At 51.2% G+C, this 26,865-nt stretch carries 24 protein-coding genes; 3 read left to right on the forward strand and 21 right to left on the reverse strand.

Annotated elements, in window-relative coordinates; all coding sequences use genetic code 11:
- Positions 1-325 precede the first annotated feature (325 nt).
- A complete protein-coding gene (locus tag AC3WRW_RS01605) occupies positions 326-970 on the forward strand; it encodes a transcriptional regulator (RefSeq protein ID WP_492544349.1) in 645 nt (214 codons plus the stop codon).
- 82 nt (positions 971-1,052) lie between these two features.
- Here AC3WRW_RS01605 and pruA read toward each other — a convergent pair whose 3' ends face one another.
- Both pruA and AC3WRW_RS01615 read right to left on the reverse strand, forming a co-directional pair.
- Entirely contained in the window at positions 1,053-2,624 is a 1,572-nt protein-coding gene (gene pruA / locus AC3WRW_RS01610) for an L-glutamate gamma-semialdehyde dehydrogenase (protein ID WP_492544351.1), read from the reverse strand.
- A 27-nt stretch (positions 2,625-2,651) separates the two neighbouring features.
- Complete coding sequence (locus AC3WRW_RS01615; RefSeq protein WP_492544353.1) at positions 2,652-3,566, reverse strand: proline dehydrogenase family protein; 915 nt, start codon at positions 3,564-3,566, stop codon at positions 2,652-2,654.
- 231 nt (positions 3,567-3,797) lie between these two features.
- On the opposite strand from AC3WRW_RS01615, the gene AC3WRW_RS01620 reads away from it, so the two are divergent.
- Complete coding sequence (locus AC3WRW_RS01620; RefSeq protein ID WP_492544355.1) at positions 3,798-5,522, forward strand: sigma-54 interaction domain-containing protein; 1,725 nt, start codon at positions 3,798-3,800, stop codon at positions 5,520-5,522.
- Between the two features lie 101 nt (positions 5,523-5,623).
- Here AC3WRW_RS01620 and AC3WRW_RS01625 read toward each other — a convergent pair whose 3' ends face one another.
- The gene (locus tag AC3WRW_RS01625) at positions 5,624-6,436 is read right to left on the reverse strand and encodes a phytanoyl-CoA dioxygenase family protein (RefSeq protein WP_492544356.1); all 813 of its coding nucleotides are present in this window, start codon (positions 6,434-6,436) and stop codon (positions 5,624-5,626) included.
- A 185-nt stretch (positions 6,437-6,621) separates the two neighbouring features.
- Between AC3WRW_RS01625 and AC3WRW_RS01630 the strand changes: the two genes are divergently transcribed.
- Positions 6,622-7,554, forward strand: coding sequence for an NHL repeat-containing protein (locus AC3WRW_RS01630; protein ID WP_492544358.1), 933 nt, complete (start codon positions 6,622-6,624; stop codon positions 7,552-7,554).
- A 122-nt stretch (positions 7,555-7,676) separates the two neighbouring features.
- On the opposite strand, the gene AC3WRW_RS01635 is transcribed toward AC3WRW_RS01630, so the two are convergent.
- The 18 genes from AC3WRW_RS01635 to AC3WRW_RS01720 form a co-directional block, all read right to left on the reverse strand.
- Positions 7,677-9,110 (reverse strand): sulfatase family protein, encoded by a 1,434-nt coding sequence (locus AC3WRW_RS01635; protein ID WP_492544684.1) that lies wholly within the window; start codon positions 9,108-9,110, stop codon positions 7,677-7,679.
- Positions 9,111-9,124: 14 nt separating this feature from the next.
- Positions 9,125-10,516: a sulfatase family protein gene (locus AC3WRW_RS01640; RefSeq protein WP_492544359.1), complete on the reverse strand. Its 1,392-nt coding sequence runs from the start codon at positions 10,514-10,516 to the stop codon at positions 9,125-9,127.
- Positions 10,513-11,052: an adenylyl-sulfate kinase gene (gene cysC / locus AC3WRW_RS01645; RefSeq protein ID WP_492544360.1), complete on the reverse strand. Its 540-nt coding sequence runs from the start codon at positions 11,050-11,052 to the stop codon at positions 10,513-10,515. The genes AC3WRW_RS01640 and cysC overlap by 4 nt, the downstream gene beginning before the upstream one ends.
- 24 nt (positions 11,053-11,076) lie before the next feature.
- Positions 11,077-12,072, reverse strand: a complete 996-nt coding sequence (locus AC3WRW_RS01650; protein WP_492544362.1) for a Gfo/Idh/MocA family protein — start codon at positions 12,070-12,072, stop codon at positions 11,077-11,079.
- Positions 12,066-13,502, reverse strand: coding sequence for a sulfatase family protein (locus tag AC3WRW_RS01655; RefSeq protein WP_492544364.1), 1,437 nt, complete (start codon positions 13,500-13,502; stop codon positions 12,066-12,068). The genes AC3WRW_RS01650 and AC3WRW_RS01655 overlap by 7 nt, the downstream gene beginning before the upstream one ends.
- Before the next feature lie 31 nt (positions 13,503-13,533).
- Entirely contained in the window at positions 13,534-14,334 is an 801-nt protein-coding gene (locus AC3WRW_RS01660; RefSeq protein WP_492544366.1) for a sugar phosphate isomerase/epimerase family protein, read from the reverse strand.
- An 18-nt stretch (positions 14,335-14,352) separates the two neighbouring features.
- Positions 14,353-15,342 (reverse strand): Gfo/Idh/MocA family protein, encoded by a 990-nt coding sequence (locus AC3WRW_RS01665; RefSeq protein WP_492544368.1) that lies wholly within the window; start codon positions 15,340-15,342, stop codon positions 14,353-14,355.
- An 18-nt stretch (positions 15,343-15,360) separates the two neighbouring features.
- Positions 15,361-16,320: an AraC family transcriptional regulator gene (locus tag AC3WRW_RS01670; protein ID WP_492544370.1), complete on the reverse strand. Its 960-nt coding sequence runs from the start codon at positions 16,318-16,320 to the stop codon at positions 15,361-15,363.
- Between the two features lie 72 nt (positions 16,321-16,392).
- Entirely contained in the window at positions 16,393-17,151 is a 759-nt protein-coding gene (locus AC3WRW_RS01675; RefSeq protein WP_492544686.1) for a DeoR/GlpR family DNA-binding transcription regulator, read from the reverse strand.
- 51 nt (positions 17,152-17,202) lie between these two features.
- On the reverse strand, positions 17,203-18,024 hold the full coding sequence (locus tag AC3WRW_RS01680) for a sugar phosphate isomerase/epimerase family protein (RefSeq protein ID WP_492544372.1): 822 nt from the start codon (positions 18,022-18,024) through the stop codon (positions 17,203-17,205).
- Positions 18,025-18,051: 27 nt separating this feature from the next.
- Complete coding sequence (locus AC3WRW_RS01685; RefSeq protein WP_492544374.1) at positions 18,052-18,489, reverse strand: hypothetical protein; 438 nt, start codon at positions 18,487-18,489, stop codon at positions 18,052-18,054.
- Position 18,490: 1 nt separating this feature from the next.
- Positions 18,491-18,889 (reverse strand): hypothetical protein, encoded by a 399-nt coding sequence (locus tag AC3WRW_RS01690; RefSeq protein WP_492544375.1) that lies wholly within the window; start codon positions 18,887-18,889, stop codon positions 18,491-18,493.
- Positions 18,886-19,911 carry an ABC transporter ATP-binding protein gene (locus tag AC3WRW_RS01695; protein WP_492544377.1) on the reverse strand — a complete coding sequence of 342 codons (1,026 nt, stop codon included), beginning with the start codon at positions 19,909-19,911 and terminating at the stop codon, positions 18,886-18,888. Before AC3WRW_RS01695 ends, AC3WRW_RS01690 begins: the two co-directional genes overlap by 4 nt.
- Positions 19,908-20,942 carry an ABC transporter ATP-binding protein gene (locus tag AC3WRW_RS01700; RefSeq protein WP_492544379.1) on the reverse strand — a complete coding sequence of 345 codons (1,035 nt, stop codon included), beginning with the start codon at positions 20,940-20,942 and terminating at the stop codon, positions 19,908-19,910. Before AC3WRW_RS01700 ends, AC3WRW_RS01695 begins: the two co-directional genes overlap by 4 nt.
- 12 nt (positions 20,943-20,954) lie before the next feature.
- Positions 20,955-22,115: an ABC transporter permease gene (locus AC3WRW_RS01705; RefSeq protein WP_492544381.1), complete on the reverse strand. Its 1,161-nt coding sequence runs from the start codon at positions 22,113-22,115 to the stop codon at positions 20,955-20,957.
- Complete coding sequence (locus AC3WRW_RS01710; protein ID WP_171687411.1) at positions 22,112-23,110, reverse strand: ABC transporter permease; 999 nt, start codon at positions 23,108-23,110, stop codon at positions 22,112-22,114. Before AC3WRW_RS01710 ends, AC3WRW_RS01705 begins: the two co-directional genes overlap by 4 nt.
- A 100-nt stretch (positions 23,111-23,210) precedes the next feature.
- Entirely contained in the window at positions 23,211-25,172 is a 1,962-nt protein-coding gene (locus tag AC3WRW_RS01715) for an ABC transporter substrate-binding protein (protein WP_492544383.1), read from the reverse strand.
- Positions 25,173-25,844: 672 nt separating this feature from the next.
- On the reverse strand, positions 25,845-26,705 hold the full coding sequence (locus tag AC3WRW_RS01720; protein WP_492544385.1) for an AraC family transcriptional regulator: 861 nt from the start codon (positions 26,703-26,705) through the stop codon (positions 25,845-25,847).
- Between the last annotated feature and the right edge of the window lie 160 nt (positions 26,706-26,865).

Raw genomic sequence — 26,865 nt, forward strand, 5'->3', positions numbered from 1 at the left:
GAAAGGGGAACTACAGGGCTTTATTTCGCCGAATTTAGGGATTTTATAGCGGATTCCGATAAATAACGGACCATAGTTCCCCGTCACTAGGCACCTTGGCGATTTCCGAAGAAATAACGCCCTGTAGTTACCATAAAGACCGCCACGGAAGAAAAGACTGGCAAAATGCCCTCCATTTCCGTTATACTAGAAAGAAATAAACAAGCTGGTCGTGAAGCACACGCCGCTTTCATCTTCGTTCGTATGGAGTCAACTCCTCTGCGAACTGGTGAAAGCGGCGTTTTGTTTTTCCCAGTAATTTGCCTAGAGAAAGCAGGAATCACAGATGAAATTTGAGCAAGCCTTTGAAGCCTTCATGGCTTCGCAGATAGCAGCAGAAGCGAATGGCCGCAGAAGAGAACGGCTGGAGCGCGGCTTAGGGCATGCAGAAATGGAATTTCTGCGCGGTGTATGGTTTCCGGCAACCGGTCATTTCGAGCACTTGTATCCGGAATGGGAGGTGCGTGATTTCGCAAATAGCTACCGCTACTTGGATTTTGCCTATATGCCCGGCGATGCCAAAGGCGCAATTGAAGTCCAGGGCTACAGCTCTCATGCGCGGGATCTTGAGCTTTGGCGATTCAAGGACCTGTGCCAGAGGCATTGTCATCTTGCTTTGGATGGTTGGATGGTGATGCCGATCGCCTACCCATCCATCATGGAATCGCCCAAACAATGTCAGCAGCTTATGCTGTCCTTAGTCGGCAAATTTATTTCCTCACACGTTTCGGAGCGTCTTTCTTGGCTCGAAACCGAAACCATTCGCTTTGCCAGAAGAGTGGTGCGTCCCTTCACCCCATCTGACCTAGCATCACATCTACAGGTGAGCACCAAATACGCCAGAAAGGTTTTGCGAAGCTTGTGCGAAAAACAACTGCTTGCCGTAACAAGCGGGCATGCGCGTGCGCGTATGTATCAGTTGAATGTGTAGTGCTTTCGGCGACTTTGTACGAGTTAAGTGTAGACAACGTCAAAAAAAGACGGACAATTACGTCCGCCTTTCTTCAAAACAATTACACCTTGCGCGATGTCAGCTTCGCTTGTGTGAACAGCAGCAGATAGTCGTATCCGCCCGCTTTGGAGTCCGTCCCCGACATATTGAAGCCGCCGAATGGGTGTACGCCGACCAATGCGCCTGTGCATTTGCGGTTAATGTACAAGTTGCCGCAATGGACAGTGTCCAAAGCTTCGGAAATGCGTCCTTCGTTCGTCGAGAAGTACGAACCTGTCAAACCGAATTCCGTATCGTTGTACATCGCGATCGCTTCTTTCCAATCTTTCGCTTTGGCAAGAGCGAGAACCGGCCCGAAGATTTCTTCCTGCATGATGCGCGCTTTGCCGCTCACGTCGCCGAATACGGTAGGCTGAATGTAATAGCCGTTGCCTTCCGCTTTTCCGCCGCCCGCAAGAAGCGTTCCTTCGCTTTTGCCGACTTCGATGTAGTCAAGAATTCGCTCATAAGAAGTTTTATCGATAACGGGACCCGCAGCATAGTTAAGCTCAGGCAAACCGCTTTGTATTTGGTTCGTCAGGGCAACAACTTTTTCTACTACTTCGTCATACACCGATTCAACGATGATCGCACGGGAGCCGGCGGAGCATTTTTGCCCTTGGAAGCCGAAGGCAGAAGCCACGATAGCCGCTGCAGCCGCTTGAAGATCAGCCGTTTCGTCCACCACGATGCCGTCTTTTCCGCCCATTTCAGCTACGACGCGCTTAATCCAAATTTGACCCGGAACGGTATCCGCGGCAAGCTTGTTAATGCGCAAACCGACCTCTTTGGACCCTGTGAAAGAGATAAAACGCGTTTTCGGATGCGTCGTTAAATAGTCGCCTACTTCCGCACCGCTGCCCGGAATGAAGTTGATGACGCCTGCCGGCAGACCTACTTCTTCCATCAAAGCTACGAATTTGTGGGCAATTACCGGAGTCGTCGATGCTGGCTTAAGCAAGACGGTGTTGCCGGAAACGACAGCCGCCATCGTCATCCCAACGCAAATGGCAAGCGGGAAATTCCATGGTGGAATAATAACGCCAACGCCGAGCGGGATATACGTAAGCTGGTTGTTTTCTCCCGGAATTTTCGCTAATGGCTGCGTCTCATTAATTTCGCTCAAACGAATCATCTCACGCGCATAGAACTCGATGAAATCGATCGCTTCTGCGGTATCAACGTCGGCTTCGACGTAGTTTTTGCCGGATTCGAGCAGCATCAACGCTGAAAATTCATGCTTGCGGGCACGCATCAAAGCCGCCGCTTTGAACAAATATTCCGCACGCTCTCTTGCCGGAACCTTTTTCCAAGTTTCAAACGTTTCGAGGGCAACGCCCATCGCTTTTTCTGCCAGCGCTTGATCGGCTTTGCTCACATAACCAATAATCTCATCTACGTTTCCGGGATTGATCGATGTAATTTTAGCTTCTGTTGTGACTTTTTCCGAGCCGATGTAGAGCGGGTACTCGCGGCCCAGTTCATTTTTCACTGCAGCGATCGCTGCTTGCATAGCCTTTTTATTTTCCTCAAGGGTAAAATCCGTAAATGGCTCATTGGCGTATGGGCTTACTTTTGTAAATGTTGTTGTCATGTTAAATCTCCTCTCTGAATGGGAAGCTTATTTAAACATATTTTTAAGAACAAACCAGACATTGGCTGGACGCTCCGCTAGCCTTCTCATGAAATAACCGAACCAATCCACTCCGTACGGGACATAGATGCGAACCCGGTAGCCTTCTTTCACTAATTGCTTTTGCAATTCTTCACAAATGCCATACAGCATTTGGAACTCAAACTGATCGCCTGAGATCCCGTTTTTCTTAGCAAAATCTTTGGTGAAGTTGATAATGGCTTCATCATGACTGGCAATCGCCGTATAATGGCCGTTTAGCAAATGTTTTTGGATGATCTTTTTATAATTGTCATCGACTACGCTTTTTTCCGGAAAAGCAACCTGCGGGGATTCCTTATAGGCACCTTTCACAAGCCGCAAATTCGCGCCAAGCTCGTGCAAATCGTCCATATCCTGCATCGTACGGAATAAATACGCTTGAATGACGATGCCGACATTATCATAGTCTTTCCGAAGCTCGCGATAAATGTCTAACGAAATTTGGCAGTGCGCATAGTCTTCCATATCAATCCGGACAAAATTGCCATACATAAGAGCGCGGTCAAGAATGCGTCTCATGTTGCTTACACATAAATCTCTGCTTATATCCAGACCAAGTGAGGTCATTTTAAGAGACAGATTGGATGTGACGCCTGACTTAGCAATGGCATCCAGTGTTTGTATACACATATCTGCGGATTCCAACGCTTCCGCTTCACTGAAAACAAACTCGCCCAAATGATCCAGTGTCGCAATACGGCCATCCTGATTAAGTCCGCGCACGGCATCAATGGATTGCTGAATCGTTTCTCCGGCAACAAAACGCGCCGCGCCAAAACGCAAACCGTATTTTTTAGCCAAGCGATTCGCCGTACGGCTCTTCCCCAAAGACTGAAACATGTTTCTCATCAAAAGTTCCATTTGTGTATTCCTCCAGAGGAATTTGTACAACAGTGTTTAATTTATGTTTTAATTGTACACTATATTCACATTTTTGAACACTATTTGTTTTTGTGTATAATTTTCATAAGTTTGAACACTTTGCATTGTCTACATTAGTATCATACTCGCCGCCCCCTCCGAACGTGTTGAATCGCCATGAGGTTCATGGTAAATTTATAGCAAATGCATGCAACACAAATGAGGTCGACTATGTTCAAAAATGAACACTTTCCGTTCAACACCGCTATCGTAACCGTTTCTTTACTAACAACACTTGAAGAAGTAGCTTCACATTTAAATAAAAATACAGGCGTTATTGCCCATTGGGCAGATCAAATCTGTTTGTTCACTCCTGAGGACGCCAGCATACTGCCGGCACTAACCGCTGGTACGATTCAAGCCCTGCTGGAGAAGAGCTCATTCTTCTTGGCGGCTTCTGTTCAATTGGATGATAACCATGTCTTCCCGCCATTGCCGCAGGTGACGACGAATCGCCCTCTCTTGATCAAGGATAACCAAGGGAATATTCGGGGATACTCCCCTTTATCAGCCCTGCTGCGTGCCGCTGCGTTCGAACAGCAAAAGTGGTCCTCCTATTTCACTGCGCTTGCAGACACCGTCACGGATGCTGTTACCGTTGTTGATCGCGGCGGCGCTGTAATCTGCTGGAATTCAGTTGCGGAAGAACTTTATCAGCTTCCAAGCGCGGACGTTTTAGGCAAACGGATCGGTGAGCATTTTGACGTGGAGACATTGATGGTGCTTAAAATTTTGGACGAAGGCCGTCTGATTCGGAATACGTATCACCGCCCGCGGCCGGACACGCATGTCCTCATTAACGCTTCGCCGATCCGCGATGCCGAGGGGCATATCATTGGCGGTATTGCGACTGAGCAGGATATTACCCAGCTAGTACGGTTAAATGAGCAATTAACGGCCGCGGACTCGTTCGGGATTCCTTATAAAGAGCAAACGGACGATTTATTTACTTTAATCAAAGGCAAAGGCCCTGCGATCGGCAAAGTGATTCAATGGGCCAAAAAAGTTGCCGCAACAGAAACACCCGTCCTCCTAATTGGAGAATCGGGTGTGGGAAAAGAGCAGCTGGCTCATATTATTCATCAGTCAAGCTCGCGATCGGAGCATCCATTTTTGACAGTCAATTGCGGCATTGTTCCTTCCGGGCTGCTGGAGGCTGAATTATTCGGCTATCAAGGCGGCGCTTTTACGGGAAGCGAGACAGGGCAGGCCGGGAAGCTGGAGCAAGCCAAAGACGGCACTTTATTCATTAATGAAGTGGAAAAGCTTCCATTAGAGGTCCAAGCCAAGCTCTACCACTATATCACGCAGCAAACGATTACCCGCTCGGGCGGAAGCCAGCCCATTCGTGTACGCACACGAATTATTATAGCGACTAGGCAGGATTTGGCCGCTAAGCTGGCAACGCATGAGTTCCGCTCCGATCTGTACTATGCGCTCAATGTCATATCCATCCGAATTCCGCCTTTGCGCGATCGGACGGAAGACATTCCGGCTATGGTGCAAATGTATCTGAAGCAGTTCTCTTTGCACTATCAGAAGCCGGTTCCTGCGCTTTCGCCTGAGGTCATTTTGGCACTCACGAATTATGCATGGCCCGGCAATATACAAGAATTAAAAAATGTCATCGAGCGCTGCGTCATTCTCAGCGATGAAGACATGATCCTGCTTGAGCACTTGCCGTCCGCTCTGCAGGAGGGGCTTCCCAGTCTATCCTCTGCGGAGGGGGATTCCGCTGCGATTCTACTGAAAGCGAAAGTAACGGACGAGGAAGAAATTACGCTGATTGAAGAAGCGCTGGCCAAAACGGCAGGAAACAAAAGCGCAGCCGCAAAGCTGCTCGGCATCTCCCGCGGCACGCTTTATAATAAAATGAAAGAATTTCAGATGGAGTAAAAAATTCACGAATAACGAAGGCTATCCCAGTCATTTCTATGACTTGTGGGATAGCCTTCTGTGCAGTTATGATTCTGCGGTCAAACCATCAAGAATCTACTCTATTTCCGGTAAACAACCGGGAAGCTCTCCCCGGACATCAATTCACCCGCGGCTACATGAATATGGGGCTCCATCGGGTGACCGCCGGTCGGAGCATAGTACGTATGGCCCGGCATATAGTGAACGGCAATCGCCCTGCGTTTTAATTCCGAACGATTGTTCGGACTTCCGTGCCATGTCAAACTGTGGTGGTAGCCGACCTGGCCTTTTTTAATTTCAAAAGGAACCGCTTCCACTTTCGCCCCTTCAGGCAGCAAATCAGGCTGTTTGTGAACCGGCATGAATTCGTCGTTGGAGCTTAAATATTTTTGATGATTGCCCCATTTATGACTGCCGGGCACCATCCACATACAGCCGTTTTCGATTACCGCATCATCCAACGCAACCCACGCGCTGACCAAATCTGCCGGCTGAATAACCGGCCATAGCGGATGGTCCTGATGCCAATGCGTCGGTCCTCCCATGACAGGCGGTTTGTATTGAATCTGATCGTGCCAAATCCGGAGCGTATCTGTCCGGCACAGCTGCGCAACTTCTTCGCATATTTTCCGGTTAGCCGCATGCTGTAAATAGATGTCGCTCGCCATCCAAATATTTACGATCTGAACGACCGTTTCCTTCTTCGTTATCGTCATCCCGTAATGGGAATTATCAAGCATATTCCGGTTAAGAATTGGCTTTTTGACAGATTTTCCTTCCATCACATTTTCCAGTTCTTCGCGGAGTGTTTCCACTTCTTCTTCGGATAAAACAACGTCGCCTTTTACAAATCCCAGTTCATCAAATTGTTTGATACTCTCTTGTGACAGCATGGTCGATTCCTCCTCGCTTGGTATATCCTTATTGTACGGTCGGCGCGCTGTGCCGTCGTTAGATATTTCCAATCTCATCTTGCACTTTTCACAGAAAAATAGAGCCCTGGAAATTATCCGGCCTATTTTGCGCGAGCATGGTGTATGATGTTAAGGAAGCTTGTCACACACGAAGGAGGTTTCATATGTCTGAGCAGCTTATCATTGGAAATGCGTCACATCTTTATGCCGTGCAAGAAGGTTGGGGCCCACTGCCGGAAGGCATCCAATACGGTTACACACACGGGATTTGTGTAGACGATGAGGATCGTGTTTACATCCATCACACAGGCAAAGATTCTGTCATTGTATTTGACAAAGACGGCAATTTCCTGACATCGTGGGGGAGCGAGTTCGAAGGCGGTGCGCACGGATTTTATTTGCATCGCGATCCGGATGGTCAGCAGTATCTGTATTTTGCAGACACCAATCGCGCAATGATCGTCAAGACGACATTATCGGGAGAGGTGCTGCTGCGGATTACACCGCCGGACCGGCCTGATCTGTACAATGCCGAGCGCAAATATGTGCCAACCGATGTTTGTGTAGCACCTAACGGCGACATTTACGTGGCAGATGGCTATGGTCAATCTTACGTGCATCATTACGATGCCGAAGGAACATATATCCGTTCTTGGGGCGGACCGGGCTCAGAGCCGGGGAAACTGTCCCAGCCCCATGGCATATCCGTCAACCTTCGCGGAGAAGTGCCGGAATTATACATAGCTGACCGCAATAATAACCGGATTCAAGTCTTTACTTTAGAGGGCGAGCATCTTCGTTTCGTTGAGCATAATCTGGATCTTCCTTGTTCCTTCTACTTCTTCGGCGATGAAGTCTATCTCCCTGATCTCCACAGCCGGGTGACAATTTTGGACAAAAATGACCGTCTGATCACACACTTGGGCGAGGATCAACAAGCTTATAAACAGCAAGGCTGGCCTAATCTTCCCAAAAGCTACTACCGTCCGGACCGATTCAGCTCTCCGCACGGGGTGTGTGTCGATTCCCAAGGCAACATTTATTTGGCCGAATGGATTTCCGACGGCCGGGTAACGAAGCTGGTGAGGCAGCGGTAAAAAACAGGAGCCTGTTGGCTCCTGTTTCTTTGGGTCTTGGCGCACAAGCCTGCCGTTTCAGGCAAATGCTTGGGCGATGAAGTCCAAATATGCAAAAAGCACATCAAACTTGGCGTGACCAGCTACCCCTTCCGCCCCGCCAGCAGCTGCTCGCGCATCCACGCATTTTGCACAATGCCATCGCCGGCCTCATGCAAAATATCATACAAACGCTTGCGCAGCTCGGCGACAATCCGCTTGTTGGCCGGATGATGAATCGCATTATGAAGCTCATGGGGATCATCGCGCATATCGTAAAGCTCATCGACATCCGTACAATTCCAGACGTATTTCCAATCCCGGGTGCGAATCATCCGCTGCGTGTAAAGGCCGAACTGCCCGCCGTTGTAAGAGGCGACAACTTCGTCCCGCCACTTGGCAGGCTCCGTGCCGCGAAGCAGCGGCAGCAGCGATTCTCCGTGCAGCCGAACATCTGCGGGAGGAGCCGAACCGCCGATCGCCAGCAAGGTCGGAGGCAGATCCAACAAGGACTGCACGAATTGGTCGCAGCGGCTGCCGGCGGCTACGACACCAGGCCACCGAACGATCAGCGGGACCTTCACGACATCCTCGTAGAGGACATAATGTTTATCCAGCATCCGGTGCCCGCCGCACATGTCGCCATGATCGGTTGTAAAAATGACAACCGTATCCCCGCTTTTCCCCAAAGCGTCCAACTCCGAAAGCAGCTTGCCGACCGCATCGTCCAGCTGCGAAACGATCGCATAATAACGGGCGACGATGGGCGCCCACTCCGTCCAGTCGTAGCTCTCGATCTGCCAATTCCGGAGCTGCTGCTCCTGGATATAAGGCTTATTCGCGAACGTTTCACGAAAGCTTCCCCATTCGGGAATGTTCGCAGTCGCATACAGCCCGGCAAATTCGGCGGTCGGCCGGCATGGCAGATGCGGCTCTTGGAAATTGACCCGAAGCTGCCAAGGAGCTCCCGCGCTCTCCTCACACAACCGCCTCATCAGTTTCCCCGCCATATCGGCCGTCTGATGAGTGCGGGTATCCGCAAGCGGCAAGGGGTCTGTTTCACCGAAGTAACCATTCGCATATGCAAGATCCGGATGACGCTCCTTCAGCCACTCCCGGTATTTCTCGTCGCTGGACACAAATACATCGTACCCGTAGTGCGTCGGATCATAGGCCGGATGCACATCCCATTTCCCGATGTAGCCGTTCACGTATCCCGCCTCTTGCAACGTGCGAGCCCACGAGTAGCTCGCAGGCTCCAGCGCACCGACCTGCAGCCCCAACGAAAAGTTCCACAATCCCCCGAAAGCTTCGGCCCGCCTGCCGCAAACGAAAGATTGCCTCGCCGGACCGCACACAGGGATATGATTGTATGCACGCTCGAACCACATGCCTTCTGAAGCAAGCTTATCGAGATGAGGCGTATGTACAGGCGCCTGCTTGCTATAGCCGATACAGTCATACCGCAGCTGATCGACCATGATGATAAGCATATTAGGCTTGGAAGCCGTCCCGCCAATCCCAGTCGTCCCAGCCATCTCAGTCACCCTGTTTACCTCCCTGCATGCCTGGCTGCTGAGGCTTCATCGAATCGGTCCCTCCTAGGGTCTTGCATCCATTCATCCCAAGTTAAACCGTATTGCAGCAAGATCTCATGAATCCGATTGCGAAACGGAAGTCCCGCTTCGATCTGCGTCAGCATCGGATCTCCCCGCCCGTCCAGCATCATCTCTGTCCACGCATCCAACTGATATTCGAGCTCATCGGCAATAGCCGAATGGCTTTCTGCGAGATTAACCGTTTCATCCGGATCAACGCGCAAATCGTATAATTCTCTCGGCGGACGGACAAAAGGCCCCGCATCAAGCGTACGAATAAATTTATAATCCTTCGTCACGATCCCTCTGCTGGCCTGCCAAGCGCACTCGCTTAAATAAACCGCGTCATGCGTCCCATCCGCCTCCCCCCGAATACTCGGCCACAAGCTGCGGCCGTCGATGCTAGCCGACGTCGGGATGCCGGCTGCTTCCAAAATCGTCGGCAGCATGTCAACCTGCTGAACCAAGCCTTGGACTCTGCGTCCTTCGGGAATTTTTTCCGGCCACCTCATGATCATCGGGACTTGAACCGAAGCTTCGTATAAACCGCAATGATCCCAATAGATCTCATGCTCCGTCAAGCTTTCCCCATGATCGCCGAACAAAATCAGCAGGGTGTCCTCGTAAAGCCCCTCCGCAATAAGAAGCTCATCGAGCTCGCGAAGGCGATCGTCGAGATAGCGAACCTCCGCATCATAGAGCGCATTAACGTAAGCCGCATCCGTAACAGGACCGAGCAAATCGTAATGATGGTGTTTAAAAAACGGATACGCCGCATGATTATATGCGGCGTGCATGCTGCGATTCGCAGGATCGTAAGGATCGCGGCTCTGATCGTAGAAAGCGGGCACATAGCTGGCCGGCGGCTGATAAGGCGTATGCGGGTCCCAGTAATGCAGGAACAGAAAGAAATCATCCTCTTTATGCTCGCGAATCCACTTGAAAGCCAGCTCATTGACGCACTTTCCATCGATGCTGCGCGACTTTTGAACCGAATTGATGTAATACCGGTAGCCTCTGGCGAACCATTCCTTCAATTGATATAAATTATCGACGGCCGCCGTCGTGAACCCGTGGTTTTGCAAAATCGACGGGAGCCACGACTCTTTTTTCGGCAGCTGCGTGAGCGGTGAACCGTGGGAAACAACGCCTGTTCGCAGGCCCACTTTACCTGTAAATATGCCCGTATGAGCCACTTCCGTCGGTATGTCAGCCGCATAAGCCCGTTCGAACAGGACGCCTTGGCTCGCGATTCGATCCATATAGGGCGAAGTCGGCTTCTCATAGCCGTAGCAGCCGAGACGGGAGGCGCGCATGGTGTCCAGCGAGATAAAAACGATGTTCATACGGCTTCACTCCGTCCCGTTTTGGTCGTCAGGTAATCCATGATTAAAGCGACATTGTTCTCCACTTCGTCCACATGCGTGCGAATGACGATATCTGGCGTCTCCGGCATTTCATAGGGGTCCCCAATGCCTGTAAACTGCTTGATTTGGGCGTTTCTCGCCTTTGCATACAGTCCTTTCACATCGCGGCGTTCACACTCTTCAAGCGGGCAGTCCACGAAAATCTCGACATAACCCGGCAGCTCGGCACGGGCATGCTCTCTCATTTCTTCATATGGCGTGATCGCAGATACGATGACCGTCACACCGTTGCGTGACAGCAGTTTGCAAAGAAAGACGATTCGCTTAATATTCGTAAGCCGGTCCTCCCGGCTAAACCCCAATCCTTGGGAAATGGTTTGCCTAAGCTCATCTCCATCGAGCAGTTCTACTTTCCTGCCGCTTTCGCGAAGTGGCGCAACCAAGGCACGAGCCGTCGTTGATTTGCCTGAGCCTGAGAGACCGGTGAACCACAGTACCTCTCCATGTTTACTCATTACCTTCCTCCTTCGGATCGGTCTTTAGGAAATGGGAACAACCGCACCATTCGCCAGATGAGAGCGGATGGCCGCTTCAATAATTTCTTGGACGGCAAGGGCGTCCTCGCCGGAAGCGGCAATCCGGTCCGGAGGGACTCCCTCCTTCACTTCCTGGATAAAGGCGTCGAGGCGCAGACGAAACGTATCATCGAACCCTCGCATGCCGCCCATGATTGAATTCCGGTACACCCGCAGGTCTTCCTGACGGTGAGGATAATATGTAAGCGATTCGTACACATTATCCAACACAAATCTGCCCTGATCGCCCGCCACCTCGCAAGCCTCAATCGGATGAATGCCGAACATATCGTAGCTTCCGAGCAAATGCCCTACCGCGCCAGAGGCAAACTCCAAGTTAATAGAAGCCGTTGACCAGACCGTGCGGCCCGGAGCCTTCGTCAGAAAAGCTTGAACACGGCTTACTTCGCCTGCAAAATAACGCATCACATCGAGCGAATGCGGGTGCAGCGCGCGCAGATGGATCCAAGGACTGGTTTCGTTCGGATTGCCGATCGTCAGCTTCATGTTTACAAAAAGCGGCTGGCCGATATCTCCGTTCGCCATCCATTGCTTCGCCTTCTTCGCAGCAGGCGTGAAACGGTGATTGAGATTGCAGGCGAGACGAACGCCTTTCTCCTTGGCAAACCGCACCATTTGTCTGGCTTCTTCCAACGAATTCGAAATCGGCTTCTCCACGAGAACGTCTTTCCCAGCGGCAATAGCTTTCATGACAGGCTCTCGATGATGAGAGCCATTTTCGAATCCGCCGGTAGCTACGCTAACGATATCGAGCTTTTCGGTTTCCAGCATTGTATCCAAGTCATAATACGCTTTCACCCCGAACTGCGCAGCAGCCGAATCCGCCAGGACTTGGTTCAAATCGCAAATCGCGACAAGCTCGCTGTCCGGATGCTCCTTATAGCAGCGGCAGTGTATACGTCCGATATGATTGACCCCGACAACCGCTACTCTCAGCATGTCGAATCGGCTTCCACTTCTTCGGCATCTCCCTCAGCTGCGGCCTCCGCCTCTTTCGTCTGCAGCGATCGTGCCGTTCTCGGCGAACCGATGTGCATGGAATCAAACGCCTGCTGCGAAGTTTTGAACGGACCGCAGCCCAAGCCGTGCCAATTCAGGTTCGTATAAATCGGATTCTCGCGCCCTGTCTCTTGTTCCCGCTTCGCGATATGCGTATGTAACCGATTCATAAGCATGGCCGCTACTTCCGGCTCCTCGTCAATAAGATTATGCAGCTCCTCCGGATCGCGGATCAAATTGTACAGCTCCACGGGAGGCTTGAAATGCAGATCCGGCTCGAGCGCCACGATCAGCTTCCATTCCGGCGTCCGCCAGCCGTGTTTGCGCATCCATGTACATTCCGTTATGTACATTTCGCTTTCCGGCACCCGCTCCCCGCCATTGACGAGCGGAAGTAAGCTGCGGCCGTCGAAAGCGATGTCGCACGGAATGCCCAGAAGCTCGACAATGGTCGGCATCACATCTTTAATTTGCGAGGAACCGGCTACACGTTTCCCTGCCGGCAGTTTGCCCGGATAGCGCAGGATCAAAGGAATGCGCAAATTGGTTTCATAAAGACCATGATGGTCATAATAGCAATCATGTTCGTTCAATGTTTCGCCATGATCGGAGGTGATGACCACGAGCGTTTCATCTTCGATGCCCAGCGCTTCAAGCGCCGTAAAAATCGACTGAATGCCCGCATCCATATAGGCGATCGCGCCATCATACTGCGCATCGATATACTTGCTGTCCGTACAGCCTTCCGGGAACCAGGAGCTAAAGTAATCGGCAAACGGTTTAAACGCATAGAGCCCATCCAAAGAATGGTTGCCCGGATCGCACTCATCGCCGTCGTAAAACATCCGCTCAAACGGTTTGGGAGGCAAATAAGGCGAATGCGGATCCATGTGGCGCAAAAAGAGGAAAAACGGCTTGCCTTCCTCTTTAAGGCGCTTCATTTCAGGGATTGCGACACGGTTCAAGTTATCCGCCTTCGGACTTCGGCCCGTCTCATCGGCTCCCCAGCCCTCGAAGTCTATATACTTCTGAAAGCCGCGTGCGGAAGGGTTGCCTGTGAATCCGATACAAGTCGTATTGTAACCGTTCTCCTCCAGCAGCTCGGGAAGCATCTTGACGTGCTCGCCTACAGGTCCGCCATGCCGCAGCGCGACAACATCCGTCCCGAAGCAGTCCATCCCCGTAAGCATGGAGGCATAACCCGGGGTCGTCGGTATGCTGGGCGAAAAATGCTGCTCAAACAGCACGCCTCCCTCGCTGTACCGATCAATATGCGGGGTCGTCAGGCGGTGATACCCATATCCGCTCATATGGTCCCTACGCAAGCTGTCTATACCAAGCAGCAGTAAATTCGGTAGTTTCGTTGTCATGGGATCTACTCCTTCTCCATTAATAATAGGCTTATCTCGCTCCAAAAGAACGCAGCACAGCATTCAAATAGCCATAGCTTTCAGCAGCTACAATGGATACCTGCGCGAGCGAGTGTCCGTTCGCACCGATCACTTCGAGGCAGACTGGGCCCTCATAGCCGTTATCCGCAAGCACTTTGCAGTAGCCGATCAAATCAATGTCGCCGCGCCCGCAAGCTTGCTTGTCGATCGTTCCCGGACCTGCTTGCCTGCCGCTGCAGTCCCGGATATGTATATGCTTCACGCGCGAAATCACTGCCGGCAGCGCAGCTTCCGGGTTCTCGCCGGCGCGATAAATATGGCTTGGGTCCATATCGATGCCAAAAGCCGGATCAGCGATAGCCTCAATCGCTCTTAACGAAGTTGGCGTGTTGTAGATGGAGCCGCCCACATGCGCTTTCACGCAAAGCGTCACCCCGTATTCACTTGCAAGCTTGGACATTCGGGTCAGCTTCTCAATCGTGAATTGCAAATCTTCTTCCACATCCGACTTTCCGCCCGGACCCACATTGACAACCGGAATGCCGAGCTCAGCCGCAGCTTCGAAAGCAAGCGGAAGCCGGGTCTCGCTTAGCTCCGCCACCTCCATCGACAAGAGCTTTAAGCCAAGCTCCTCTGCGATGCTCCTAATCTCCTGAGCCTGCTCCCGCCACCGGTCAAGCTCGATGTGCTCGCACATCCCTTTGATCGCCGACAGCTCCACGCCGTCATAGCCGCACAGCTTAATATGCTGCGCTGCCGTTTTGAAATCGAAATCTTTAAAGAGCACGGAATTTATCCCTAATTGCATCATAGCTTACAGCCCCCCAAGTTAAAGTTCAATAATGGTTGAAGTTTCAAATGAACGAATAGCCGCTTCAATAATCGTCTGCGCCTTCAGCGCTTCTTCCCCCGAGCCGTTGATTTGATCGTAGGGCACCTTGGCGTCCAACTGTTCAATCCAATCGCTGATGCGGCTTTTAAACGTTTCGTTAAAATGGCGCATGCCGCCCAGATAGCTGTAGCTTTCCGTAGCAATGCTGTGGCGCGGATAGAACGTTAGATGCTCGCAAGCATCGTCCAGCACGAAACGGCCCTTGGAGCCGACAACTTCACAGCGCTCCAAGCCATAGCTGGCTCCTGCATCGTAGCTGCCGACCAGATTCCCGATCGCCCCGTTTTCAAACTCCAGCATCACCTGCGTATTGGACCAAATTTTGCGATTTTCGCCTTTCATCATGAAGGCGGCTACCCGCTTCACATCCCCGCAGAAATAGCGAATCACATCGAAGGAGTGCGGATGAAGCGCACGCAGATGGAACCAAGGCGACGTTTCTACCGGATTATTGATCCACATTTTCATATTAATCATGTGCAATTGGCCGAGGCGGCCTTCCTCCACCCATTCCTTCGCGCGAACCGCCGCCGGTGTAAACCGATGATTCAGGTTGACGGCGAATGGCAGACGCTTCTCTTTGGCCAGCGCCACCATCCGCTCCCCTTCGTCAATCCGGTTGGAAATCGGCTTTTCCCCAAGCACTGGAATGCCTGCCGCCAGAAGCTCCATCGTTGGCTGATAATGCTCGCCGCCGTTCTCTTCGCCTTTGGTCGCCATCGAGCAAGCATCCAAATGAATGCCGCTAGCCAGCATATCCTGTACGCTATAAAAGGCTCTGCAGCCGAATTTGGCCGCTGCCGCATCCGCTTTTTCTTGAATAATGTCACAAACAGCAACGAGCTCCGTTTTCGCGTGCTCATGATACACATTGGCATGGATCGAACCGATATTGCCTACCCCGACAACTCCAACCTTTAATGTCATCGCCATTCCTCCCGTTTTCTAATGAACTTCTTGCGCGCCGTCAGGAACCTCCCCGTGTAATTCACGGTACTGCCCAGGCGAGCAGCCGACCTTGCGCCGAAACAACTGCGTGAAAAAAGCCGGGTCCTCGTAGCCTACACGCTGTGCAACATGAATCACTTTCTCATCGCTTTCTGCCAAATACTGCTTCGCCCGGTCAATCCGGATCTCATGAATCCGCTCCGTAACGGTCTGATTGGTTTCCTGCTTAAACACCCGGTTTAGCTGCCTGCTGCTCAAATTAAACAGCTCGCACAAGTCGGAGATGGTCATTTTTTTATCAAAATGGCGCTCCAGAAATCCGGTGATCCGGCGAACAAGTATCGTGTGATTCGCAGAGCGTGAGCTCTTCTTTTCCGTGGTTTCGGAATCCGCGTAGCAGCGAGACAACAGAATAAGCAGTTGCAGCAGTTGCAGCTTGATGATCGTTAAATAGCCCTCCCGGTGATGCTCCCATTCTGTAATCATCGTTTCAAACAAAGTTAGCACCATATTGGCTGCCTGCCCCATCAGATTCAATCTGTGATGGAAGCGTTCCCTGGGATTTAAAAAAGGATGCACATAATAGTAATCCATGGACTGTGACACGCCCAATTCCTTCAGCAGAGATTCATGAATAAGCTCCGGCGTAAACAGGCAGTTTATAATTTCGATGCCTTCCCCAGGCTTCGCACGATACGTATGAACTTCCCCGGGATTGATAATAAAGACATCGCCCGCTTGAATCCGGTAAGATTCCCCTTCAAACAAATGCTCCGCTTGGCCGCTGACAACATAAACCAGCTCGATAAAATCGTGCGAATGTGCTGTCGGGATATTGTTCTCATTATGAAAGCAGCGGTTCATCCAAAACGGAATTTGTTTGTCTTTCATAAATTGACTCTGTCTCAGTAGATTTACCATATGTACAAATCCTTTCTCTGCTTCTGTCTTCATCATAAGGCTTGCAACTCATGTTTTCATTGCGGTTTCAGCCATCTTACAAGGGGATTGCGCCATTTCAGGACCGTTCTATACTTGAATGACATGGATAAACTTGCGCTGCAGCAGCTGAACATGATCGACAGGCGTTTGTTCATCGGTAATCAAATAATGAATCTGGTTCCAGGCGCCGATCATCGTAAAGGCCTGCATATCGAATTTACTGTAATCCGCAAGGACAAATACCTGCTCCGCCATGCCGATCATTTTCCGTTTCACCCGTGCTTGCATTTCATTCGACTCGCTGATGCCCCGTTCCATATGTACGCCTTTGCAGGAAACGAACGCTTTATTTACATGATACTCCTCCAAAGCCTGCTCCGTCAGCGGCCCTACGAAGGAAAGTGAATTGGGCACAAGGATGCCCCCTGTGCTGATGACGCTGACATTCTTTTTCTCGCTGAGAACCAAAGCAACCTTCAAGGAGTTGGTGATGACGGTGAGAGGAATATCGGGCAGCTGTGCCGCCAAATGCCATGTCGTGGAGCTTGCATCGAGGACGATGCGATCGTGCGGCTCCACATAATTAACAGCTTGGGCCGAAATACGCTGCTTTTCCGTCACATGCACCGTTTCCCGAAGCTCGTATGACGTTTCGGACGTTTGCGGCTGCAGGCGGATCGCTCCGCCATAGCTGCGCAGCAGTCGTCCTTCGCTTTCCAGGCGGTCCAAGTCCCGGCGGATCGTTTCTTCGGTTACCCGGCATATTTGGCTGAGTTCGGTGACGCGCATGCTTCCCCGCTCGTTAACCAGCCGTAGAATGTGCTGAACCCTTTCCGCGACCAGCATCATCAAACACCTCCCTGAGCCTCAGATTTCCGTTTCGACTGATAGGTACAATTAGCGGGCTTGGTCAAACGCGATCACCCGGTCGCGAATTTCGCAGAAATTGTGGATATTGACATATTCCAAGATGAAAGGTACCCCCTCGGCTTGCTCATGATACAAATTCAGCAGCTTCACCCAGTCGATATCCCCGTCCCCGACACATCGGCCGTAGGTGTCATTCACTTTGCGGTCTTTCCCGTGAAAGTAAGCCAGATGCGGCGCTAAATACCGGAACATCTCCTCTTCCGAATTATTCGCAATTAAATTCGCCGGATCCAGCAGCACTTGGACGTGCGGCGACCCCACCTGCGCCAACAAATCAGCCGTCCGCTTTGCACTCGGCACAACATCCAGCACGCAGGGCTCAAGCGCCAGCTTAATGCCGTAATGTCCCGCACGCTCGCCAAGCCAGCCAATCTGCTGCTTCAGCCGGTCGAAATCCCGCTCGTACGAATCGGCTTGAATTCCCCGTTTTGTCGGAATAAATCCGCACTCTGTCGCAACGACCGGCACACCGGTACCCGCAGCAATCTGCATATGCCGTTCAAAATATCGCAAATTTTCCTCCATTTCCCGTTCATCGGGTTCCAATAAATTCGTAAACACGCCAATCGAGGCGACTTCGATGCCGTGCTTGCGGTAGGTGTCTACGATTTCTTGGCTTCTTTTATCCGTTAAATCGCTGAGATCGCTCCGTCCATTATAGCGCCAATAGTTGGAATCCGTTTGCGAGAAGCACAGCTCTGTCCACCTGAACCCATGCTCAGCCAGCAGCGCTGCCACCTCTTCGTTCGATAACTGCGGAAAGCTGCGTGAAACGACACCAATATCCATACGGACTAACCCACCTTTACCTGAAAATTATCGCAAGGCCCGCCTGCGAGCCGCATGTATAGCAAACCAGCCTAACAAGAGAGTTAAAGCGCCTTCAACGATTAAAAAAAGCAGCATATGCGGTTCAAAAGGCACCTTGATCAAAACATGCGAAAGGAAATTGCATACAAATAAAAGCCCCAGTTGTATCGCCAGCAGCATAGCCGAAGCTTGCAGCACCCGTCCGGCCTCCGCCTTCTTTTTCAAAACATATTGGCAGTAAAAGACGTAAGCGAGCCATGCCACACCCATGAGCAGAAACGAAAAATTATCAATTCCTTGCCAGGCGTCGCGTTTGACGTCAAAAAAGGCTAGCAAAACAAGCAGCAGACTGCGCAGCTCGAACCAATTGATAATACCGAGCGCAGAGGTGATCACGGTTATTCCTACGGATTTATACCCTGCCGACGGATCTCGCTGTTTCATTTCAAGAAAAGGATCCATACGTGCCTGCGTCCCTCCATTCCCCTTCTACTCTTTGCAGGATGCGCAGCGTGGCTTTTCGCGCTTCTTCGTTTTCCACCAAGGTCGATCTCTTGACAAAGGCTGTAAGCTTACCGATTTTGTTCAAATAAAACTTTCGCGCCCTTCGTTCAATCCGGTTCACTTGCTGAATATTGCCCAGCTTCTGATGCTGAATCATGCGGCAGTTGTACTTGGCCGACCATGTTTCGGGGATCGCGCCTGTCGCTGTAACGGTTTCCAAGTCACGCAGCTTGCCTCCGACCATTTTCTCAAGCAGCACTCTCATATACCATAACGAACCGAGCATAATTAGGCTAAGACCGACGAAGAACGCAAGAAGAGTGAGTAAAATATACGTCATACCGACGCTGCCCCCCTTAGGTCAAGCTCCCCGGCAAAATGGCATGCTGCGAAATGTCCGTCCCCCACCTGCTTCAGCTCAGGAGCCTGCTTTTTGCAAATCTCTTTGGCATACGCGCATCTCGGATGAAAATAGCAGCCGGATGGCGGATTCGCCGGGTTCGCGACTTCCCCTTGCAAAATAATGCGGTTCGACTTCTTGCGCGGATCGGGCACAGGCTTCGCAGAGAGCAGCGCCTCCGTGTACGGATGCTTAGGTGAAGCGAACACATCCTGCGTTGCCGCAGTTTCCACCATTTTGCCGACATACATAACGCCGACTCGGTTAGATATATGCTGGATCACGCCAAGATCATGAGAAATAAACAGGTAGGACAAGTTCAATTTCTCCTGCAAATCCTGCAGCAGATTAATAATTTGCGCCTGCACGGACACGTCCAAAGCCGATACGGCTTCATCGCAAACGATGAACTTGGGATTCGTCGCCAAAGCCCGGGCAATGCCGATCCGCTGCCGCTGCCCTCCGCTGAAAGCGTGCGGATATCGCTCCAGATGGCGGCTGTTCAGGCCGACCATCTCCATGAGTTCGGCGACGCGCTCTTTCAGCTCTGCGCCGTGCGCCATGCCGTTGCAGACGAGCGGCTCGGCAATGATGTTGAGCACCGTCATCCGGGGATTGAGGGAGGAGTACGGATCTTGAAAAATCAGCTGCATGTCGCGCCGTATGGATCGCAATCCCTTAGGATCAAGCTGCAGCACTTCTTGCATTTGACCTTGCCGGTCCCGGAAAAGCACCGATCCTGCCGTCGGTTCGATCGCGCGAAGAATGCAGCGTCCGAGTGTCGTTTTGCCGCAGCCGGATTCGCCGACAAGGCCGAACGTTTCGCCGGGGCGGATATGAAACCGGACATCGTCAACCGCTTTGACGTAGCCGACGTTTTTTTGCAGGAACCCCTTTTTGATCGGGAAATATTTCCGCATATAGCGGACATCGAGAATGAGTTCGTCCGTTTGCACACTCATGAGACCACCTCGGCTTCTTTAAACTCCGTTTGTACCAGCAAGCAGCGAACTTTATGATCTTTGCTGACTTCGACGAGCGGAACGTCCGCTATGTTGCAAACGCCATCGATCGCCAGTTTGCAGCGGGAATAGAAGCCGCAGCCCTTCGGCAAATTCATCGGAAACGGAACGGTCCCTTCGATCGACTCCAACCTTTTGCTCTCCCGCCCGATGGCCGGAATCGAATTCAGCAGCGCCTTTGTGTACGGATGCTTCGGATTATGAAATAAGGAGTCGACATCCGTATACTCAACTACTTTCCCAAGATACATAACCGCTACTTCATCCGACATTTCCGCAATAACGCCAAGATCATGCGTAATAAAAATAACGGACGTATCATGATTGGCCTTTAGATCGTTAATCAGCTGAAGCACTTGCGCTTGGACCGTAACATCCAAGGCGGTCGTCGGCTCATCCGCGATAAGAATCGAGGGATTGCAGGACAGCGCCATCGCGATCATGGCCCGCTGCCGCATGCCTCCCGAAAGCTGGTGCGGATATTCGCTGAGCCGCTGCTCGGGATTGGACATGCCTACCTTGCGCAAAATATCCACCGCCAGCCGGTAAGCTTCCTTTTTATCTTCCGTCACATGGAGCAAAATCGCTTCCATAATTTGATTGCCGACGGTATGAATGGGGGAAAACGCCTTCATGGGCTCCTGAAAAATCATCGCAATCTCGCCGCCCCGGATATCCCGAATTTCCTTCCCTCGCGGATCCAGCTTGACCAGATCCACCGGTTCATTGCGCCCGGCACCGCTTCGCTGCAGGCTAATTTCGCCCTCCACTTCGCCCGGCTTGGGCACGATGCGCAGCATCGCTTGCGAGGTAACGCTTTTGCCGCAGCCGCTTTCGCCGACAATGCCGAGCGTCATGCCGCGTTTGATTTGCAGATCGACGCCGTCTACGGCCTTTAGCACCCCTTCATCCAAATGGAAGTGAACTTTGACATCCTTCATTTCCAAAATAACGTTATCCCTGTTTGCCATTCACGCCACCTCCTACTTGTAAGGATCTGCCGCATCGCGCAGTCCGTCTCCAAGGAAATTAAACATTAACACCGTCGCAATAATGAATGCCGCCGGCCACAGCAGCCAGGGATGATGGGCTAGCGTTTCCAGGTTTTGCGCATCCTGCAGCAGCACGCCCCAGCTCACAACAGGCGCTTGGAGTCCGATCCCGAGGAAGCTTAATGCCGTTTCGCCAAGAATCGTGCCGGGAATCGAAAGGGTTACATTCACGATAATGTAACTGGCGAAGGATGGCAGCAGATGCTTGCGAATGATGCGGAAATCGCTCGCTCCGGCAAGTCTGGCCGCCATAGTGAAATCCTCCTCGCGGAGGGACAAAATTTTCCCGCGTACGACACGGGCAAGTCCTGTCCAGCCAATGATGGAGAAGATTAGAATCAATCCAAAATACGTTTGCAGCGCTGACCAATTCCTCGGTAACGCCGCCGTTAGCGCCATCCAAAGTGGAATGGTCGGAATGCAAATGAGCAAATCTATCGTTCGCTGAATGATGGTGTCTGTCACACCGCCCAAGTAGCCGGATATCCCGCCCAGCGCTAAACCCAAAATGAGCGTCACGATAATGCCCAGAAGTCCGAACGAAAGCGAGATCCGGGCGCCGTAAATAATTCTGGACAGCAGATCGTGCCCCAGCTTATCCGTCCCCATCAGGATGAGCGCGTCTTTCGGATTTTTCAGTCCGAACAAGTGGCGTTCCATCGGGATTAACCCCCACAGCTTATACGGCTCGCCTTTGGTGAAGAAATAAATCTCATACTTTTTTGCCGGGTCCTCGGAGAAAGTGCGTTTAAACGTATTCGGATCGACCTTCTCGCTCATTCCGTAGACGAACGGCCTGAGCTGGAAGCCTTTGTTCGGATCGACGAAATGAATTTTTTGCGGAGCGGCATTCTTATAGTCGGAATACCTTGCATCCTGCAGCGTAGGCGCCAGAAACTCACAGAAAACAGCGACCAGATAAAACAAGATCAGCACGGCCGCAGAGAAAACCGCCATTTTGTGCTTGATGAATTTCCACCACATCAGCTGCCACTGGGAAGCGACCTCGTAGGAATTGTCGGCTCCGACCCGGTTTCGGTTCTTCACCTTGGTCCTTCGCAACCGATTCGCAATCGTCGTCATGGCACTCATTCTGCAACACCCCCGAAGCGTATTCTCGGGTCAACAAACGCAAGCAAAATATCCGACAGCAGCGTCCCGATAACCGTCATGACGCTAAGAATCAACAAGAAGCTTCCCGTTAAGTACACGTCCTGAAACATCAAAGCTTTGAGAAGCATCGGACCTGTGGTCTGCAGGTTAAGTACGATCGAGACGATCGCTTCCCCTGAAATCAGTGCCGGCAGCGTCCAGCCGATCGTCGAAATCAGCGGGTTGATCGCCAAACGCACAGGGTATTTGAACAGCAGCTTGCCTTCCGGCACGCCCTTGGCTCTTGCGGTGATCACGTACTGCTTCGACAACTCATCCAGCAGCATCCCCCGTGTAATACGAATAAGCGATGCCGTTCCGGACATCCCGATGACCACGACAGGAATAATAAGCCTTGGCAGCATATTCATTATTTTGTCCATACTCCAAGGGGCATCCACATATTGGGCTGAGAATAACCCTGTAATCGAAACGCCTGTCTGCGCAAAAATGACATACACAATGATCAAAGCAATGAGAAATCCCGGCATTGCCAGACCGATAAAACCTATAAACGTAAACACATAGTCAAGTGCCGAATATTGATGGGTAGCAGAATAGATTCCGATTGGAATCGCGATCAGCCACACAAAGATCAGGCAAATGAGCGATATGATAACTGTCAGCGCCAGTCGTGGACCAATGACTTCGGTCACAGGCTGATTCCATTGAAAGGAACGGCCCAAGTCACCGTGAAGGATAATATTTTTGATCCAAATGATGTATTGAACAATCAACGACTTATCTAACCCGTAGAGCTGCTGAAGGTTAATAATCGTACTTTCCGAAACCGCTGTTCCCGACTGCTTTAATGTCGCAACATACTGTGTCAGAAAGTCACCGGGTGGAAGCTGAATAATGACAAACACGATAATACTGATCGCGATAAGCAGCGGGATCAGCTGCAAAAGCCGGTAAGAGATGTAATTCAGCATGTGATTCCTCCTTCCAAAAATGTGCCCTGCCTCTGAACGAAGCGTGGAGCCCGGATTAAACGGCCTGCCGCCCTCCGGGCTCTTGCCCGCTCCTGTCCGCCTATTTTCCAAAGAAGAACTGCTCGCCGCTGAAGTTCGCGCCGATCGCGAAGCTCGTGTCATTCGGGATGTTGTGCAGTTTCGCATTGACGATCAGAGGCTGCTTCACTTCCGAAATCGGAATGAAGTAATACACTTGGTCCATCATCACTTGTTTAATTTCAGCCACTTTCTTCTTCGCGTCTTCCGGATTGGCTGCTGCGGCGTCGTTGATCATTTTGTACAGATTCTTCACGTCTGCAGGCGGCTCTTTGCCGTTCTTACCGCCTGAAGTGCGCCAGAGATCCCATTGAGCGCCCCAGTATTGTGTGCCCCAATCTCCCATATACCATAGCGGAGTATGCGTCCAAATCATCGTAGCTTGAATCTCATTGTTCGTATTGCGCGTCGTCCAAAGCGTCTGATCGATCGTTTTCATCGTGACGTTCAGACCGAGCTGCTTCCACATCTCTACGATCAATTGCGTTAACGGTACGATATCCGGCGCTTGCGCTCCGACTTCGAACGGAATGGTAAACACTTTGCCATCCGGTCCGAGACGTTTGCCATCCCCCCCTTTGGTGAGGCCCATCTCATCGAGCAGTTTGTTCGCTTGTGCCGGATCGTAGGTCGGATCTTCAATGCTGCCCGGCTTCGCAAAGCCATAATAGATCGTGTCGATGATCTCTTTGCGGTTCAGCGCCAGATTGAGCGCCTTGCGGAAGCGTACATCCTGAACGACTTTTTGCCAGTTCGGATCGTTGAACGTTTGATTTAAGAAAATATCGGTTGGCGTTACGTGCATGTTGGCCAGCAGTGCTTTGTAGCCGTTTTTCTCATTTTCCCGGTAAAGCGGCATTTTGATCAGAGCTGCCGACTCCCTGGAGAAGTCGACTTCACCCGAAATTGTTTTCAAACCAACCATCTCAATATCCTGTACGAGCGTACTTTGAATCGTGTCGATATAAGGCAATTGATTGCCCGCAGTATCTACCTTGAAGTAATAAGGGTTTCGTTCATACGTCGTTAGCGTTTCCGTCGATTTGGTCATCATCCATGGATAAAGCACAGGGAAACCGACAGCTTTCTTATTCGCAAGTTCCCAGTTCGTGATATCTTTATCGTTGAAAAGATTAAACCATTCGCCAGGCTGGAAGCCCGCTTCCTTAATCAAAGGCTCAAGTTTTTCCTTCGGCGTATATTTTTTGTGGAACTGTTTGAGGTAGTGCGCCGGACGAATAAGCTCCGTATACCCGCGCCAGCCTTGAATCGCGAAGCGGATCAAGATGCCTCCGTACGGACGGTCAAAGATCAGCTTAAAGTTCAGATCGTCGATAACTTCCAGCTTCATTGGAGCCGCATCGGCCTCCCCGCCGCCACGCAGCCAAACCGGGAAGATCGGCGTCAGCTCAGGGTCATTCAAAATATCCTCCACCGTAAACCGGACGTCTTCCGTTGTAACCGGCTGGCCGTCGGACCATTTCAAGCCTTTGCGCATCGAGAAGGTGAACGTTTTTTGATCATCGCTGACTTTGTAGTCTTTCAGAACGTTGCCTGTGATCGTGTCACCCAAAATACCAGGCGTGTTCAACAGCGGTTCATTGCTCATAACGAAAACGTCAGCATCCCAGTTCGGCGCAGATGTAACCGTTCTCAAAACACCGCCGTACGTGCCGATTTCATACTTCATTTGACTCTCCGGAATTTCATTCGTGAATTTATAATCGCTTGGCAAGCGATCTTTCACAGGCGGCAGCCCCTTTGACGCTAAAAACGGAGAATCCTTAAATTCCGTCAATTGCGCAGGCTGTCCGCCGCCACCGTCAGGTGCTTTCGTTGCTTCCGGCGCTTTCGTTGCTTCTGCGGCAGCAGCCGTTGGCGCTGGTGTTGTCGATGCCGGGCTATCTTGACACCCCCCAAGAACAAGCGTCAACATGAGTGCTGAAACCAGGAGTAAAATAATCGACTTCCTCCTTGACTTCATGTGCAACCCTCCGATTTCCTAAAATGTTTTTGAGTTTGTGGACTCATCCTCATTCTTATGGAGAATGCACGCAATTATCAACCTAATTATCTGAAAATTCAATATGTTCACTAAACTCACTACTCATCGTTAAGATCCGACAAGATAAGACCGAATCGGCTGCTCACGCACAAAATGTAATCGCTACCAAGAGGCGCTCGACATCGTTTGCGGCCATGAAAATAAGATGTCCGCTGTCCCGAAACGCAGGCCGTTTAAAGCGGGAATGCCTGACTCACAGAGTGCGTCAAGCAAACGCAAAGAAAGTCCCACAAAGTCACAAACCGCTGGGGGGTGACTTTTGGTTTTTTGGCAAAGTGTTGAGGGCTTATGTGTGTGGTGCGTGCGGGAGGCTTGAGGAGTGCGAAGTGATGCTGGGGGCGGAGGGGTTGGACTAGTGCGGAATGGTGCTGGAACGGGGTTCGGGCAAGTGCGAAAGGCTACTCGGGGCGGGTTCATTGGATGAATACCAGCGAAACGAATAATTTGGGCTGTAAATCGGGTCCTCTCATACCCGCCCCACCGCAGTTAACTCAAAAAGCCCGCTCCAGAAACGGAGCAGGCTGTCCATCCAAGAACCGTGCCTCCACGGTGCCAATTCATTTTACTCACATCTACTCCCCAAGCTCATCTTCACATCTGCTTTCTAAGCTGCTGGGGCGTCATGCCCAAGGATTGCTTAAACAGCCGGAAAAACTGCGTCTTGTCCTCATAACCGACACTGCGCCCAATGGATTCGACAGAATCCTTCGTTTCCAGCAGCATTCGCTTCGCTTCCCGCAGCCTGACATCGTGTACGTATTCCGTGAAGGTGAACCCCAGGCACTCTTTGAACATTTTGCTCAAATAGTACGGGGAATAAAAACTTTCTCGCGCTAAGTCGTTCAGCGTAATATGGCCCGCATAATGCTCCTCGATATAGGACAACAACTGAGGCAGCATGTGATAGGCCGTGCGCAATTCCGAGTTATGCAAGTTTTCTTGCATCGATCGGAACATCCGCGTCAGCAAAAGCGTCGCGTAGCCGTGAAGCATGGCCAGATAGCCGCTCTTTTTCGCGCTGTACTCCGCATACATCGTTTCGAGCAGCTGCTCGACCTCAATCATGCTTTTTCCTCTGAATGTGATATGCGGCGAAGGATTGGCAAGCGAGTCCTTGAATTCCTGAAACAACTTGAGCGGGAGAAACTCGGAAGCGGTTTCAGTAGATTGAAGATGATTGCTCAGAAACTCAGGATCGAACAAAATATTCATATACTGCATATCCTTCTGAATCTCAAAAGCGTGCCGGTCCCCGACATTCATAAACAAAAAGTCCCCGCGCTGTACGGCAAACGACTTCCCGTTCACTTGATGATAGCCGGCTCCCTGCCAAATATAGACCAACTCGATAAAGTTGTGCGTGTGCTCCGGTTCATTCCCCTGTTGATGAAGCTTGTAAAGCGCGATCTTCTCAGCCTGCTGGATAAAGTCAACGGATTGGTACATTTTCATCTGAACAACACTCCATTCATAATGGTCATGTTAGCAGCTGTTTGTGTAAGTACCAGCCTCATCAGCATATCACATCGCATGTGAATTCGTTAGATGAAGATGTGCTTAATTACAATAGTCCTAATAGCTTATTTTCATAGGGCGCTCGTGTCGAATGGTC

The organism is Paenibacillus sp. FW126-R14, assembly GCF_058789495.1.

What these genes read in the sequence shown, in the direction of transcription:
- AC3WRW_RS01605 (WP_492544349.1), top strand. Translation starts at nt 326, where the DNA reads ATGAAATTTGAGCAAGCCTTTGAAGCCTTCATGGCTTCGCAGATAGCA.
- pruA (WP_492544351.1), bottom strand. Translation starts at nt 2,624, where the DNA reads ATGACAACAACATTTACAAAAGTAAGCCCATACGCCAATGAGCCATTT.
- AC3WRW_RS01615 (WP_492544353.1), bottom strand. Translation starts at nt 3,566, where the DNA reads ATGGAACTTTTGATGAGAAACATGTTTCAGTCTTTGGGGAAGAGCCGT.
- AC3WRW_RS01620 (WP_492544355.1), top strand. Translation starts at nt 3,798, where the DNA reads ATGTTCAAAAATGAACACTTTCCGTTCAACACCGCTATCGTAACCGTT.
- AC3WRW_RS01625 (WP_492544356.1), bottom strand. Translation starts at nt 6,436, where the DNA reads ATGCTGTCACAAGAGAGTATCAAACAATTTGATGAACTGGGATTTGTA.
- AC3WRW_RS01630 (WP_492544358.1), top strand. Translation starts at nt 6,622, where the DNA reads ATGTCTGAGCAGCTTATCATTGGAAATGCGTCACATCTTTATGCCGTG.
- AC3WRW_RS01635 (WP_492544684.1), bottom strand. Translation starts at nt 9,110, where the DNA reads ATGGCTGGGACGACTGGGATTGGCGGGACGGCTTCCAAGCCTAATATG.
- AC3WRW_RS01640 (WP_492544359.1), bottom strand. Translation starts at nt 10,516, where the DNA reads ATGAACATCGTTTTTATCTCGCTGGACACCATGCGCGCCTCCCGTCTC.
- cysC (WP_492544360.1), bottom strand. Translation starts at nt 11,052, where the DNA reads ATGAGTAAACATGGAGAGGTACTGTGGTTCACCGGTCTCTCAGGCTCA.
- AC3WRW_RS01650 (WP_492544362.1), bottom strand. Translation starts at nt 12,072, where the DNA reads ATGCTGAGAGTAGCGGTTGTCGGGGTCAATCATATCGGACGTATACAC.
- AC3WRW_RS01655 (WP_492544364.1), bottom strand. Translation starts at nt 13,502, where the DNA reads ATGACAACGAAACTACCGAATTTACTGCTGCTTGGTATAGACAGCTTG.
- AC3WRW_RS01660 (WP_492544366.1), bottom strand. Translation starts at nt 14,334, where the DNA reads ATGATGCAATTAGGGATAAATTCCGTGCTCTTTAAAGATTTCGATTTC.
- AC3WRW_RS01665 (WP_492544368.1), bottom strand. Translation starts at nt 15,342, where the DNA reads ATGACATTAAAGGTTGGAGTTGTCGGGGTAGGCAATATCGGTTCGATC.
- AC3WRW_RS01670 (WP_492544370.1), bottom strand. Translation starts at nt 16,320, where the DNA reads ATGATGAAGACAGAAGCAGAGAAAGGATTTGTACATATGGTAAATCTA.
- AC3WRW_RS01675 (WP_492544686.1), bottom strand. Translation starts at nt 17,151, where the DNA reads ATGCTGGTCGCGGAAAGGGTTCAGCACATTCTACGGCTGGTTAACGAG.
- AC3WRW_RS01680 (WP_492544372.1), bottom strand. Translation starts at nt 18,024, where the DNA reads ATGGATATTGGTGTCGTTTCACGCAGCTTTCCGCAGTTATCGAACGAA.
- AC3WRW_RS01685 (WP_492544374.1), bottom strand. Translation starts at nt 18,489, where the DNA reads ATGAAACAGCGAGATCCGTCGGCAGGGTATAAATCCGTAGGAATAACC.
- AC3WRW_RS01690 (WP_492544375.1), bottom strand. Translation starts at nt 18,889, where the DNA reads ATGACGTATATTTTACTCACTCTTCTTGCGTTCTTCGTCGGTCTTAGC.
- AC3WRW_RS01695 (WP_492544377.1), bottom strand. Translation starts at nt 19,911, where the DNA reads ATGAGTGTGCAAACGGACGAACTCATTCTCGATGTCCGCTATATGCGG.
- AC3WRW_RS01700 (WP_492544379.1), bottom strand. Translation starts at nt 20,942, where the DNA reads ATGGCAAACAGGGATAACGTTATTTTGGAAATGAAGGATGTCAAAGTT.
- AC3WRW_RS01705 (WP_492544381.1), bottom strand. Translation starts at nt 22,115, where the DNA reads ATGAGTGCCATGACGACGATTGCGAATCGGTTGCGAAGGACCAAGGTG.
- AC3WRW_RS01710 (WP_171687411.1), bottom strand. Translation starts at nt 23,110, where the DNA reads ATGCTGAATTACATCTCTTACCGGCTTTTGCAGCTGATCCCGCTGCTT.
- AC3WRW_RS01715 (WP_492544383.1), bottom strand. Translation starts at nt 25,172, where the DNA reads ATGAAGTCAAGGAGGAAGTCGATTATTTTACTCCTGGTTTCAGCACTC.
- AC3WRW_RS01720 (WP_492544385.1), bottom strand. Translation starts at nt 26,705, where the DNA reads ATGAAAATGTACCAATCCGTTGACTTTATCCAGCAGGCTGAGAAGATC.